15 protein-coding genes are annotated in these 12,359 nt (G+C 60.4%); 9 read left to right on the top strand and 6 right to left on the bottom strand.

The features are described 5' to 3' along the window. The first annotated feature begins 92 nt into the window (after positions 1–92). Entirely contained in the window at positions 93–992 is a 900-nt protein-coding gene (locus AB433_RS17085; protein WP_047822737.1) for a NotI family restriction endonuclease, read from the top strand. A gap of 43 nt (positions 993–1,035) precedes the next feature. Here AB433_RS17085 and AB433_RS17080 read toward each other — a convergent pair whose 3' ends face one another. Then, entirely contained in the window at positions 1,036–2,958 is a 1,923-nt protein-coding gene (locus tag AB433_RS17080; protein WP_047822734.1) for an ATP-dependent helicase, read from the bottom strand. Beyond that, a complete protein-coding gene (locus AB433_RS17075; protein WP_082134993.1) occupies positions 2,955–3,929 on the bottom strand; it encodes an ATP-dependent nuclease in 975 nt (324 codons plus the stop codon). Before AB433_RS17075 ends, AB433_RS17080 begins: the two co-directional genes overlap by 4 nt. 39 nt (positions 3,930–3,968) lie before the next feature. Here AB433_RS17075 and AB433_RS17065 point away from each other — a divergent pair. The 4 genes from AB433_RS17065 to AB433_RS17050 all read left to right on the top strand — a co-directional run bounded on the left by AB433_RS17065 (position 3,969) and on the right by AB433_RS17050 (position 7,451). Continuing rightward, positions 3,969–5,140, top strand: a protein-coding gene (locus tag AB433_RS17065) for an IS3 family transposase (RefSeq protein WP_156170623.1) whose coding sequence is annotated in 2 segments (ribosomal slippage) — positions 3,969–4,221 and positions 4,221–5,140 — 1,173 coding nt in all. Because the reading frame shifts where the segments join, the coding sequence is not laid out codon by codon here. Between the two features lie 179 nt (positions 5,141–5,319). Next, a complete protein-coding gene (gene murA, locus AB433_RS17060; RefSeq protein WP_047822732.1) occupies positions 5,320–6,603 on the top strand; it encodes a UDP-N-acetylglucosamine 1-carboxyvinyltransferase in 1,284 nt (427 codons plus the stop codon). A 61-nt stretch (positions 6,604–6,664) separates the two neighbouring features. Further along, positions 6,665–6,913: a hypothetical protein gene (locus AB433_RS17055; protein WP_047822729.1), complete on the top strand. Its 249-nt coding sequence runs from the start codon at positions 6,665–6,667 to the stop codon at positions 6,911–6,913. A gap of 58 nt (positions 6,914–6,971) precedes the next feature. Continuing rightward, positions 6,972–7,451, top strand: coding sequence for a DUF305 domain-containing protein (locus tag AB433_RS17050; protein WP_047822727.1), 480 nt, complete (start codon positions 6,972–6,974; stop codon positions 7,449–7,451). 6 nt (positions 7,452–7,457) lie between these two features. Here the strand turns inward: AB433_RS17050 and AB433_RS17045 are convergent, their stop codons facing one another. From AB433_RS17045 to AB433_RS17035, 3 genes are read right to left on the bottom strand one after another with little or no spacing between them, the layout of a single operon-like run. Continuing rightward, complete coding sequence (locus AB433_RS17045; protein ID WP_047822725.1) at positions 7,458–7,691, bottom strand: ribbon-helix-helix domain-containing protein; 234 nt, start codon at positions 7,689–7,691, stop codon at positions 7,458–7,460. Then, positions 7,688–8,254 carry a GNAT family N-acetyltransferase gene (locus AB433_RS17040; protein WP_047822723.1) on the bottom strand — a complete coding sequence of 189 codons (567 nt, stop codon included), beginning with the start codon at positions 8,252–8,254 and terminating at the stop codon, positions 7,688–7,690. Before AB433_RS17040 ends, AB433_RS17045 begins: the two co-directional genes overlap by 4 nt. Continuing rightward, the gene (locus AB433_RS17035) at positions 8,251–8,772 is read right to left on the bottom strand and encodes a GNAT family N-acetyltransferase (protein ID WP_047822721.1); all 522 of its coding nucleotides are present in this window, start codon (positions 8,770–8,772) and stop codon (positions 8,251–8,253) included. The genes AB433_RS17040 and AB433_RS17035 overlap by 4 nt, the downstream gene beginning before the upstream one ends. A 98-nt stretch (positions 8,773–8,870) precedes the next feature. Between AB433_RS17035 and AB433_RS17030 the strand changes: the two genes are divergently transcribed. Next, a complete protein-coding gene (locus AB433_RS17030) occupies positions 8,871–9,698 on the top strand; it encodes a hypothetical protein (RefSeq protein WP_047822719.1) in 828 nt (275 codons plus the stop codon). Positions 9,699–9,704: 6 nt separating this feature from the next. Here AB433_RS17030 and AB433_RS17025 read toward each other — a convergent pair whose 3' ends face one another. Beyond that, on the bottom strand, positions 9,705–10,388 hold the full coding sequence (locus AB433_RS17025) for a uracil-DNA glycosylase (RefSeq protein ID WP_047822717.1): 684 nt from the start codon (positions 10,386–10,388) through the stop codon (positions 9,705–9,707). 79 nt (positions 10,389–10,467) lie between these two features. Here AB433_RS17025 and AB433_RS17020 point away from each other — a divergent pair, with 79 nt between their 5' ends. Genes AB433_RS17020 through AB433_RS17010 form a run of 3 tightly spaced genes read left to right on the top strand, consistent with a single transcriptional unit; the run spans position 10,468 to position 12,342 of the window. Next, positions 10,468–11,088 (top strand): ribonuclease D, encoded by a 621-nt coding sequence (locus AB433_RS17020; protein WP_047822715.1) that lies wholly within the window; start codon positions 10,468–10,470, stop codon positions 11,086–11,088. A 46-nt stretch (positions 11,089–11,134) separates the two neighbouring features. Then, positions 11,135–11,782 (top strand): LPS export ABC transporter periplasmic protein LptC, encoded by a 648-nt coding sequence (gene lptC / locus AB433_RS17015; RefSeq protein ID WP_047822713.1) that lies wholly within the window; start codon positions 11,135–11,137, stop codon positions 11,780–11,782. Next, a complete protein-coding gene (locus AB433_RS17010; RefSeq protein ID WP_082134992.1) occupies positions 11,782–12,342 on the top strand; it encodes an LptA/OstA family protein in 561 nt (186 codons plus the stop codon). The genes lptC and AB433_RS17010 overlap by 1 nt, the downstream gene beginning before the upstream one ends. Positions 12,343–12,359: the final 17 nt, after the last annotated feature.

Genomic DNA, 12,359 nt, shown 5'->3' with positions numbered 1-12,359 from the left:
TCCGCGACCTCACCCACACGCGACGAACGAAATTCCCGCGCCTTTCGCGCCGCGAAATCTTGCGATAAGGGTCTGCAGAGGGGACCCGCGCGATGGCACTGAAGATTGTTGAGTTTTTTGGATTTCCACCACTCTCGCCACTTGCGTCAGGATACATTTCCGGAAAGCAATGCCCCTACACGGTTAGCCCCTGCATTAAGCCAAACCACGGCGCCTGCTCCGTTCGGCAGACGACAAGTGAACCAATAATCTGCTGTCCAAATCGTCTGTATGCGGAGAACTATCGCGTGCTTCGTGAAGTAGCCGCCGAAGTCTTCGGCCAGCAGATCGAACTCATTACCGCCGCTGAAGGAAGGGCAAGAAAAGGATCGGAGTCGCTGACCGGTTCTGAGGTCATTGCCTTTGGAAAAGGATGGGGAGGCGAACTCCCCCTTCCTCGCCCTAAACGAGCCGATGGGGCGAAGAGTGGCGCATATTACGTTGACTGGATATTGGCCCGCATCGATGCCGATGGCGAGCTCCAAGAATTTACCGCCGTGGAGGTTCAAACGATAGACACGACGGGCAATTATAGGGATCAATCAGACGCCTATTTTGCTGGAGAGACCTTCGATGGCTGGAGTAAGTCTGGCATGAATTGGGAGAATGTGAACAAGCGCATTCTTCCTCAGCTGATCTACAAGGGACATGTCCTGCGTCGAGAGGCGCGGTGCTCCAAAGGCCTGTTTTTCGTCTGCCCGGAGCAGGTCTATCAAAAGATCAGAGACAGATTGGGCAATAACCTGCACGAGTATCCAGTAGGTCCAGGTACCCTTTCTTTCAGGTCCTACCAACTTGGCGATGTAGATCCCTCAACGATGCAACGACCATTGGAGTTCAACGCCCAATTCACGACAACCGTGGATCAAGTCGCTACGGCATTTACGTCGCCAATGAATCTCCCCGACCAGAATGTCTATGCGTCTGCAATCAAGCTCGCTTTGGGGAGTTAAAGCGCACAAACTTGACGTGCGAACGGCGTCCGATTGATCGACTTCAGACTTGGAATCCCATCTCCCGGAGGAAACGCGAGGGGGCCTTCTGCCAACCAAATACCTTGTCGGAGTAGGTCAGAGTTAGGCTATCTTCGGTCCTAGTGATCGCCACGAAACAGTTTCGCCGCTCTTCCTGCATTTCGGGGCTTTCGGCCCCTTTCTTGACTGCTGCCCAGCTCGGAAGCTGGTCCTCGACCATGGCGATCAAATAGACATGCCCGAACTCCATTCCTTTCGAGGCATGAATCGTAAAACATGGCACTGCTTCCTTGGGCTGAGGCGGCGTTTTTGATCGGAGGTCAAGCTCCTGAAGGAGCATATGAAGCGTCACACTTTCCTTTCCAAACTGGGCCTCAATATCAGCGACCAGGGCCTCCCAAACTTTCTTCTCATCTTCGAACTCGGAGAAGTCGTTTGAGGAAGCGAGGAATGGTTGATCGGGCAAACCTGCGAACCATTCGAAGGTGGATGCGCAGAATGATCGAAAATCGAGCCGCTCGACCAATTGTGGCAATGCGGACACGAGATACTTCCGCGTGTGATCACTAAGCTCGTTGCGCTCAAGGGCCAAGTTAAGAAACGAACGAAGAGCGCTACCCTCGAATGCCTCGGCTGCAGAAGTCACACCAGCCGGGTCAATCTGCAGTCCTTCCAGTGCAAAAAAGGCTCTGGTCAGTCTACGAGTTTGCTCTCGATCATTTGAACTATTGGCCAGTCGCAGCGCAGCGTGGAGCCAGCGCAGCGGGGCGCTTACAAATTCATCTTTTCGGTTTGCCAAATAAGCGGTCACACCATTGTTGCCTAGGTGCTCGACCGCTCGCTCGAGCGTCTTTCGTGTCCGCGCAAGGACTACGCATCGTTCTCTCTCTGAAGCCGATTTCGCCGAAATGTCTTGAGCAACCCACGCGACCTCACTTTCAAAGTCTGGAAAATGATAAAGATTGAGTCCCTGATCTTCAGTCGCGGGCTTTTCGGCAAGAAGCTGATCCTTGTTTGCCGTTCGCGTGGAGTTGTTGGCGATAAGTTTGTTGGCGATATCGATGACCGCTGGTGGGCATCGATAATTCGTGGGGAGCTGAAGCACGGTCATCTCGAAATCGCGCTTCAAACCTTCAAGGCGCGCTGGGCTAGCCCCATTCCATTGGTAGATTATCTGGTCGTCATCCGCGACCACGAAGAGGTTTCTCGAGTCAGAAGCCACCAAACAAATGAGCAAGCTGTATTGCGCGAAATTGGTGTCTTGGAATTCGTCGACGCAAACGTAGCGATAGATGCGGCGGATTTGCTTCGCTACGGCTGCATGCGTCCTTAGCACTCGCACTGCTTCTGAAATCATCGAGGGGAAGTCGAGGCTGTTGGCCGCAATCAGCCTGTCCTTGTAAGCTCGATAAACAGCGCTCACCGACGCTCGTCGTTCCTCCGGCAGCGTCGCGACGATCTTCTCAACTCGCTCGTCACCAACATCGTTCTCAAGTAACCTGTTGATCAAAGGCAGTAGTCGTTCACCGCTGAATTCCGAGACCTCAAAAGATCGACCGGCATCTGCGATGGCTTCGTCTAACAATCCTATTCGCTCGCCGTCTTGAGTCAGGATCGTAAAGTCCGGTTTCAGGCCGAGCAGGTGGCCGTGTTGACGCAAAAGATCGCCTGCGAACGAATGGAAAGTGGTCAACAGGACGCGATTGCCAGAGCCAGGTGCCAGCTTTTCGATACGCGCGCGCATTTCGGCTGCTGCTTTATTCGTGAAGGTCAATCCTAGAACGCGATAATGATCATCCGGCGATTGTTGGATCATGCGCCCGATGCGTCTCGTTAGAACTGTCGTCTTACCTGAGCCGGGACCGGCGAGAACCAAGAGTGGTCCGTCCTGCCAAGAAACTGCTGCGGCTTGCCGCTCATTCAATGAACTGAGAAATTCGCTCATAGACCTTCCCTCCCTTTGGCCACGGCGAAATTGGCTAGGTCCACCAGGAATGGAGGTATCGACGCTGCGCCTTGTTGATCGAGGCGATCCACGACCTGAGTAGCGCGGACCGGCTTCCCCTTAGTGGGTTGATGTTTGTTTACCAGGTGCTGCCAATACTCTTGCGTACCCTGCGCATGTGGATTTGGATTGGCCGCAACCTTCTGAGGAGAAGCGCTGGCCTCAAAGATGTCGCCAAATCCATTCATGCAAAGATAGGTTTCCATATCCCAGGCTGGCAGTGTCCTGATGTGATCCTGCGCAGGCTTGCCACCAAGCAGCCCGACTGCGGTGTTTGCGTAGCCCTGACCCGCTGGATCTCCGTCTGAGACGCAAATCCAGTGAATTCCAAGGGCGTCAGCCAAACGAATATACGGTTCAATACCGAGCTCGGTAAACTTGAAGCAACCTACGCCGGCGGCGAAGAGATCAATACCTGCAACACGTGCTGCCTCCTGGATAATGACCTCATCGGTTTCACCCTCCACCAACAGCCACACCCGTGCAAAAAGTATGGAGCCACGGAGACGTCGAATCTGATGGTCCAAGCGACTCAATGTGGGCTCATCGATCATGCCGTCCTCAATCTTGAAGACGTCGATCTCATTTCCGACCCGTCGCAGACGCCGCAAGCTTTTCAATGGAACGGAAGCAAGCAAGTCTCCGGAATGGGTAGTGATGATTTTTTGCCCTCCCAACCGGGAGATCAGCTGACCGACCGCACGCACCGCCGATGGGTGCAGATGCGCTTCCGGCTCCTCTAGGGTCAAGATGGGGACAGCGTCCTCGCCATACTCACCAACCAGGCGAGCATCGAGAAATGCATCGAAAAGACAAATTACAGCCAAGCTCTGAGTTCCCTCACCGTGCTGCGCGAGGGGAAGGCGCGCACCTGATACCCCTGATGACGTGACCCCCTGATTTTCCTCCAATTTGGATTAGAGTCCGGCCCTTACAGAAGGACGGACGAGATGAAGAGAACGAGGTTTTCCGAAGAGCAGATCATCGGTGTGCTGAAGGAGGCTGAGGCGGGTGCGAAGACCGCTGACCTGGCCCGGCGACACGGAGTGTCGGAAGCGACGATCTACAACTGGAAGTCGAAGTATGGCGGGCTGGAGGTGTCCGATGCCCGCCGACTGAAGGAGCTCGAGAGCGAGAACGCGAAGCTGAAGCGGTTGCTCGCCGATGCCATGTTGGACCAGGCCGCGTTGAAGGATCTTCTGGCAAAAAAGTTCTGACGCCCGCCGCCAAGCGGGAAGCTGTCGCTCATCTCCAGGCCTGCCACGGGATGAGCGAGCGGCGGGCGTGCCGTGTCATCGATGCTGATCGCAAGAGCGTGCGTTACCGTTCCACCCGGGACGATGACGCCGATCTGCGTGAGAAGCTGCGCGAGCTGGCCAACCAGCGTCGGCGGTTCGGCTATCGCCGTCTGCACATCCTGCTGCGCCGGGAGGGGATCATGATCAACCGGAAGAAGACCCAGAGGCTCTACCGTGAGGAAGGGTTGGCGGTCAGACGACGACGCAGTCGCAGGCGTGCTGTGGGCACGAGAGCACCTGCTCCGGTGCTGGCGCTGCCGAACCAGCGCTGGAGCCTGGACTTTGTTCACGACCAGATGGCTTCGGGAAGACGATTCCGGGTGCTCAACGTGGTCGATGATGTGACGAGGGAGTGCCTGGCAGCGGTGCCGGATACGTCGATCTCCGGGCGCCGTGTCGTGCGCGAACTGACTGAGCTGATCGCGCAGCGTGGCAAGCCCGGCATGATCGTCAGCGACAATGGCACCGAGCTCACCAGCAATGCGGTGCTGGCATGGTGTGGGGAGATCGGTGTGGAGTGGCATTACATCGCACCGGGAAGGCCAATGCAAAACGCTTACGTCGAGAGCTTTAATGGCCGCATGCGGGACGAACTGCTCAATGAGACTTTGTTCCTCAGCATGGCTCACGCCCGCGTCGAGATCGCTGCCTGGGTGGAGGACTACAACCGGGAGAGGCCGCATTCTTCCCTCGACTACGACACCCCGGCGGCGTTCGCCGCCAAACTGGATAAGCAATGGCCAGCTTCGCTACGCCCTACGGGCTCCGCTACGCAGCCCATTGCTTCAACCGCGCTCATGCGCAACAACGCGGTCCGGCTCTAATCCCAGCTGGGGGAAAGCTGGGGGTCACGTCACTATATCAAGACCGCGCAATCATCTGCAAAGCCACTAAGGGCAGGATGGTAAAATTGGGCTTAACCATGCCCGAGCCGATGCATATCGGTGAACGCAGTGCCGAGGCAGAACATTGCGGCCAGCGCAAAAGCCATTAAAGGCGGGGCATGGACAAGATTATCATCGAAGGCGGCAAGCGGCTGGAAGGTTCGCTGCCCATTTCCGGCGCGAAGAATGCGGCGCTCACTCTGGTGCCCTGCGCACTGTTGACCGAAGAGCCGGTGACGCTGCGCAACCTGCCGCGTCTGGCCGACATCGACGGGTTCCAGCACCTGATGAACCAGTTCGGTGTTTCAACCACTATCGCAGGCAGCCGCCCCGAAGATTTCGGCCGGGTCATGACGCTGCAGACCCCGCGCCTGACGAATACGACCGCACCTTACGAACTGGTCCGCAAGATGCGCGCCTCGATCTTGGTGCTCGGCCCGTTGTTGGGCCGCGCGGGTGAGGCGACGGTGTCGCTGCCGGGCGGCTGCGCCATCGGCAACCGCCCGATCGACCTGCACCTCAAAGCGCTGGAAGCGTTCGGTGCGACCATCGAGATGACCAGCGGTTACGTCCGTGCCCATGCGCCCGACGGGGGCCTTCCGGGCGGCGACTTCTCGTTCCCGGTCGTTTCGGTCGGCGCGACGGAGAACGCGCTGATGGCGGCGGTTCTGGCCAATGGCACCAGCCGCCTGGACAACGCGGCGCGAGAGCCGGAGATCGTCGACCTGTGCAACCTGCTGGTCGCGATGGGGGCCGAGATTGAGGGGATCGGCGAATCGCTGATCACCGTGCACGGCGTAAAACGGTTGCACGGCGCGACCTATCGCGTGATGCCCGACCGGATCGAGGCCGGGTCCTATGCCTGCGCCGCCGCGATCACCGGCGGTGATGTCACGCTTACCGGCGCGAACATGAAAGACATGAGCGCGACCAACCACGCGCTGCGCAACGCGGGTGTGCATGTAGAGGAGGTCAAGGGCGGCATCCGCGTTTATCGCGACGGTCCGCTGAAGGCGGTGAACCTTTCGACCGCGCCCTTCCCCGGTTTCCCCACCGACATGCAGGCGCAGATGATGGCCCTGCTTGCCATGGCGGAGGGCACCAGCGTCCTGACCGAGACGATCTTCGAAAACCGCTACATGCACGTTCCCGAACTGAACCGCATGGGCGCGCATATCGAAACGCAGGGCCGCACCGCCATCGTCCACGGCGCGACCATGCTGAACGGCGCGGAAGTCATGGCCACCGACCTGCGCGCGTCGATGAGCCTGGTCATCGCGGGTCTGTGCGCAGAGGGCGAGACAGTGGTCCACCGGCTCTATCACCTTGATCGCGGGTACGAGCGTCTGGAAGAGAAGCTCTCGCTGGTAGGCGCGAATATCGAACGCGTCGGCGGGGACTAAGGCTTCTTCGAAACAAACCGGCCCCTTCGCGCGTTCTCTTTCCAAACGAAGGAGAAATTCGATGGGTCTCATCAAAATCGCAACGCTCGGCGCCCTTGGGTATGCCGGATATCGCTATTATCAGGGTCAGAAGCACGATGCCCCGGCGGCATTCGATGCCGATGGACCAAAGGCGACGCCGTCCAACGAAGTCACCCCGGTCCGCGACTCTGGCCCGGCCGCCATGCGCGACAAGCCGAAGACATGGTCGAAGACAGACGAGGGGCTGGACGAAAGCTTTCCAGCCAGCGACCCGGCTACGACGTACTGAATGACGAGAGGGGCGGTGAAAACCGCCCCTTTTTCACGACACGGCCTGAGAATACTTGATGACCTACAAGCGATTTTTCGCAATGATCGCCACGTCTACCGTGGTGATGTATGGCCTGATGTACCTCAACACCTACGAAGCCTCGCATATCTGGTTCAGCCAGACGCGGGCTTGGATGGCCCTTCTGATGGGTGCGGTGATGGCGGTAATCATGCTGGGCTTTATGTGGAAGATGTATGACCGTCCGCCGGTCAAATTCCTGATCATGGCGGCCAGCGTGATAATGTTCGCCGGTTCGCTTTGGCTGGTGCGCAGTCAGGAAACGGTTGGCGACGTCAGCTATATGAAGGCGATGATCCCGCACCATTCGATCGCGATCATGACCAGCCGCCGGGCACAAATTTCCGACCCACGCGTGCGCGAACTGGCGAACGATATCATCGATGCGCAAGTGCGCGAGATCGGAGAGATGGAAGACCTGATCGCCGACATAGAAGCGAACGGCGACGCGGCGGGCGAACCAGCACCTATCCGCTAGGCTTTTCTATGGCATGCGCGCCGTCACCAGCCAGACCCGAATTGCGCTTGCCAAACCCGGCGGCGTTTCGCTGACGATCCGGTCCGCATCGATCCGGGCGACAAGCGTGTTGATCGACACGCCCTCCTCTTCGGCCACCACCTTCAGCATTTCCCAGAAGACGGGCTCCAGGCTGATCGATGTCTTGTGCCCGGCGATCTCGACCGAGCGTTTTACCGGCGGGTGATAGGGTACGGTCACAGGTCTATCCGATACAGCAAGCTCGAAACGTCGGGATGAAGCAATGCACCTGCTTCGAACGGGCCGATACAGGCACCCCCGGCTTTCTCGATCGTCCTGCGAGAGGCGGTGTTATCCTCATCCACCGTCAGAAGCACATGGTCCAGCCCGATCTGCTGCGCCTCTGCCAGAATTGCGATCAGCGCCACCGTACCATGTCCCTTGCCCCGGTGCCATGCACAGACTGTATAGCCGATGTGCCCCGGTACTTTCGGTGGCAGCGCGCTGGTCCCGGCTTGCCAGCGCAAGTTGATCGCGCCGACGAAGGGGCCGCCATCAGCGCCATCGTGCCACATCCACCGCGTGATGCCCGGCAATCGCGCCTGTTGTGAGCCATCGGGCCGCACGAATGGCGGGCCCTTGCCCTCCGGATCATGCGTCAGCGCGATCAGCCCGTAAGGGTCTTCGTCCAGCTGACGCAGCTGCTCCAGCCGCACCTGCTCTGTGTTGTGCGGCAAAAATCCCCGCTGCAATGCGTCGCGATAGGCGGGCAGCATCGCGGATGTCGGGCGAACCAGCTTCATCGGGCCAGATCCTCGACAGTAATCGCCCAGCGTTCATGGTCGCGCCATTCCCCGCCGATTTTCAGATAGCGCGGACTATAGCCTTCCTTGCGGAACCCGCCCCGCGCGACCAACGCGATGGAGCGCGCGTTATCGGGCTGAATATTCGCCTCGATCCGGTGGAGGCCAAGCGTATCGAAAGCGTAGCGCACGGTCTGCCGCAAGGCCCGCGTCATCAACCCCCGCCGCGCGGTCTCGGCATAGCCGTGATAGCCCAGATAGGCGCTGCAGAAATTGCCGTGCGCAATCTGCGACAAGTTGAACACGCCGACTATCGCGCCGTCCGGCGTGCGGGCGATCATCGTCTCGTTCGTATCCTGCGAAACCACGCCAAGCCATTGCGCAAAACCCTCTGCATCGGTGCAGGGCGTCACAAAGGGTGCGTGATAGGCTCGGTTGGCACGATTGGCGGCAACGATCTCGCCTTCATCCGCCGCCCTCAGCGAACGCAGGTCGATAGCCTGCCCGGATGTTGCCATGTCGTCTTGCACGCAAATCCCTTTACCGGTCGCGGCGCGGTTGCACCCGGATGCCGTCTATCCTAGTCCGGCGAAAGCATGATTGCCCCGCCGACCTGATGGGCGCCAGCCCTTTCCTGCGCGATTACCCGCATCCCAACGCATCGGCCATGGCGCGCCTGCGCTGGATGGCGCGTTCCCCGCTGGCCACGCGGCGCGGGGAACAAGTGGTCGAGCGTATCGGCGCGAACCCGTGGCCGGACCTATGGCGCCAGGACATGACCGGGCGCAAAGTGCTGATCGTGGGTAGCGGGCCCAGCCTCGATCGCGTGGACAGCGCCTTTTTCGATGGGTTCGACACCGCGCTCTACATCAATTTCGCGTTCGGACGCGCGCAGCCCGGGCCGGTGCGCTATTTCTTCACGACCGATCTTGGCCCGGGGATAGAGTTCATCGCCCGTTTCGGCGATACCGCGTTTCGCGATGCGGGCGCAGCGCGGTGCCTCTATGCCCCGATCTTCTACGATCAGGCGGCGAATCTTACGCCCGAATTCCTGTCGCTGTTCACGGTAATCCGGCCAGAGCGGGTTGGCTGGCGGTTTCGCCACGGCACCTTGGCCGGGGTGAAATTGCCGCAGACGCTGGCCCGCTATCCGATCGTGCCGGACTTTGACCTCTATGACCTGCCCTCACCAGCATCCGCGCGCCTGCCTGTCGTGGAGACGACATCGGCGCTGTCGGCCGCTATCCTCGCCGGGATCATGGGCGCGAGAGAGATCGGCCTGATCGGATGCGACTTTTCCGCAGGACGCGCCGGATCGGTGGATACCCTGCAGAAAGCGGCTGGCGCGACGCAGTTTCGCGATGCGCGCAGCCGGTTCGAGGCGATTGCCGCGATGCTGGACCGTCACGGGATCGCGACCACCAACCATTCATGGTTGGTGTAATTCTGATCAGCTCCAGTCGATCGGCTCTAGCCCATGGTTGCGCAGAAATGCATTGGCCCTGCTGAACGGTTTCGACCCGAAGAACCCGCGATAGGCGGAAAGCGGGCTGGGGTGTGCGCTTTCGATTACGCAGTGCGGCGTGCCGGGGCCGAGTTCAGGCACGCGCTTCGCCTTGGTCTGCGCATGGCTGCCCCACAAAATGAAAACGCTGGGGCAATCGCGCCTTGCCACCGCCGCGACGCAGGCGTCGGTAATGGCGTCCCAGCCGCGTTTCTGGTGCGATCCGGCTTTGGCCGCCTCAACCGTCAATGCGTTGTTCAGCAGCAGCACGCCCTGCTCTGCCCAGTGGGTCAGGTCCCCGGTCAGCGGCGGGGCGGCGGAGCAATCGTCGGCCAATTCCTTGTAGATATTGCGCAAGCTTGGCGGCAATTTCACGCCCATCGGGACCGAAAACGCCAGCCCATGCGCCTGCCCCGGCCCGTGGTACGGGTCCTGCCCCAGAATTACGACCTTCACCGCATCCAGCGGCGTCAGTTCGAGCGCACGCAACCGTTGGCCTCGCGGGGGATAGACCTCTCGCCCCGCGTCTTCCTCTGCCCGCAGCCAGCCGTCCAGCTGCCGCGCTTCTTCGCTGGCCAGAACGGGGTTAAGGGCGGGCGCCCAGCTTTCGGGGATTGCTTCCTCGATCATGACACCGATCTAGACTTTCGGCCCGCGGGTCGCCAGCGGCCTCTTTCCCTCTTTCCCCAATCGGCCTAAGGGCTTTGCCATGGCAGTTTACCTCCACGAAGAAGACCTTCCCGAAGGCGTTCTCGCCCCCGGCCCGGTGGCCGTCGATACAGAGACCATGGGCCTCGTCACCCGGCGCGACCGGCTGTGTGTCGTGCAGATCAGCGACGGCAAGGGCGACGAACATCTCGTCCGCTTTGCCGCGGGCAGCCGTTACGATGCGCCGAACCTGAAGGCCGTGCTCGCCGATCCGGCGCGGGAAAAGTATTATCACTACGCCCGGTTCGATCTTGCCGCGATATATCACTACCTTGGCGTGATGGCCGGGCCGGTGTTCTGCACCAAGATCGCCAGCAAGCTGACCCGCACCTATACCGACCGTCACGGGCTCAAGAACCTCGTCACCGAACTGCTGGGCAAGGACATGAGCAAGCAGCAGCAGTCGAGCGACTGGGGCGCACCCACGCTTATCGACGCGCAAAAGGAATATGCGGCCAGCGACGTGCGATTCCTGCACGAAATGGTCGAAATCTTCCGCGTCCGCCTCGAACGCGAAGGCCGGACAGACATTGCGCAGGCCTGTTTCGATTTCCTGCCGACCCGCGCCTTGCTCGATCTGGCAGGGTGGGAAGACAAGGACGTGTTCAGCCACGAGGCATGATCGCCCGGCTACGGGAAACCGCATTGCCGCCAACAGTTGAGAGTGCATGACCGTTCAGGCCGACATCATCCGGGATCAGCGTCGCCACATGGCGGCCCCCGGCGGCGCGCACGATAAACTGGTGCGTACGCTCGTGCTCGGGCTGCCGGTGATCATCGGCGTCCTGTTCGCGCTGATGATCCTTGCGCCCTTGTCCTCGCGCGGAGAGATCAGCTTCCTGCTCGACCGCGACAAAGTTCAGGTCACGCCGAACCGCATTTCGGTGAACAAGGCGATGTATCGCGGGTCTGACGACGAAGGCCGCCCATTCTCGATCATGGCGGGCAACGCGGTGCAGCGCAGCCGCCAGTTGCGCCAGATAGAAATGGACGACCTGACCGCGCGCATCCTGCTGGGCGAAGGACCGGCGGAACTGACTGCCCGCAGCGGGGTCTATGACCTTGATGCGGAACAGGTCAGCGTGCCCGGATCGGTCAATTTCACCGCCGCCGATGGTTATCGCATGATCGCGCGCAACGTGTCGGTCAACCTGCCCGAACGCACGCTGGTCGGCAGTGGCCGGGTCGAAGGGCGCATTCCGGCAGGCACGTTCAGTGCCGACCGGCTGGAGGCGGATTTGCAGGCCCGCACCATATCGCTTATCGGAAATGCCCGGCTGCGCATGCAGCCCGGTTCGCTCAGGATGCCCCGTTGATGTTCAAGACGCTGCTTCAGTCCCGCCCGTTTCGTTTCGGCATCGCCGGGTTCGCGATCACAGCCGCCGCCGTGCTGGGTCAGCAGCAGCTGGCCGCGCAGTCCATCGCCGGGTTCAATTCGAACCAGCCGGTCGACTATGCCGCCAACCGGATAGAGCTTCAGGACCGCGAAAACCGCGTCGTCCTGTCGGGCGATGTCGCGATCCGGCAGGGCGATCTGGCGCTGAACGCGGGCCGCACCATCGTGAACTATACCGACGCCGGATCGCTGAAGATCCAGCGCATCACCGCCACCGGCGGCGTGCGGGTTCAGCGCGGGAACGAGACCGCGAACGGCAATGTCGGCGTCTACGACTTCAACCGCCGCATCATCACGCTGGTCGGCGACGTGCGCCTGCGCCGGGGCAGCGACACGCTGAACGGCGGGCGGCTGGTTATCGATCTCAACACCGGGGTGTCCAGCGTCGACGGGCGCAGTTCGGGTTCGTCCTCGTCGATCGGCGGCGAAACGAGCAATGGCGGACGGGTCAGCGGCAGCTTCTCCGTGCCGGACAATTAAGAACGGACAACCGGGTC

Source organism: Croceicoccus naphthovorans, assembly GCF_001028705.1.
In the GTDB taxonomy this organism is placed as follows: domain Bacteria; phylum Pseudomonadota; class Alphaproteobacteria; order Sphingomonadales; family Sphingomonadaceae; genus Croceicoccus; species Croceicoccus naphthovorans.
Note: the sequence above shows the minus strand (reverse complement) of the source record. Positions and strands in the feature narration are given on the sequence as shown.

Coding starts and splice junctions, on each gene's coding strand:
- AB433_RS17025 (WP_047822717.1), bottom strand. CDS start 10,388: ATGATCGAGGAAGCAATCCCCGAAAGCTGGGCGCCCGCCCTTAACCCC.
- AB433_RS17035 (WP_047822721.1), bottom strand. CDS start 8,772: ATGGCAACATCCGGGCAGGCTATCGACCTGCGTTCGCTGAGGGCGGCG.
- AB433_RS17055 (WP_047822729.1), top strand. CDS start 6,665: ATGGGTCTCATCAAAATCGCAACGCTCGGCGCCCTTGGGTATGCCGGA.
- lptC (WP_047822713.1), top strand. CDS start 11,135: ATGACCGTTCAGGCCGACATCATCCGGGATCAGCGTCGCCACATGGCG.
- AB433_RS17040 (WP_047822723.1), bottom strand. CDS start 8,254: ATGAAGCTGGTTCGCCCGACATCCGCGATGCTGCCCGCCTATCGCGAC.
- AB433_RS17050 (WP_047822727.1), top strand. CDS start 6,972: ATGACCTACAAGCGATTTTTCGCAATGATCGCCACGTCTACCGTGGTG.
- AB433_RS17020 (WP_047822715.1), top strand. CDS start 10,468: ATGGCAGTTTACCTCCACGAAGAAGACCTTCCCGAAGGCGTTCTCGCC.
- AB433_RS17080 (WP_047822734.1), bottom strand. CDS start 2,958: ATGAGCGAATTTCTCAGTTCATTGAATGAGCGGCAAGCCGCAGCAGTT.
- murA (WP_047822732.1), top strand. CDS start 5,320: ATGGACAAGATTATCATCGAAGGCGGCAAGCGGCTGGAAGGTTCGCTG.
- AB433_RS17010 (WP_082134992.1), top strand. CDS start 11,782: ATGTTCAAGACGCTGCTTCAGTCCCGCCCGTTTCGTTTCGGCATCGCC.
- AB433_RS17085 (WP_047822737.1), top strand. CDS start 93: ATGGCACTGAAGATTGTTGAGTTTTTTGGATTTCCACCACTCTCGCCA.
- AB433_RS17030 (WP_047822719.1), top strand. CDS start 8,871: ATGGGCGCCAGCCCTTTCCTGCGCGATTACCCGCATCCCAACGCATCG.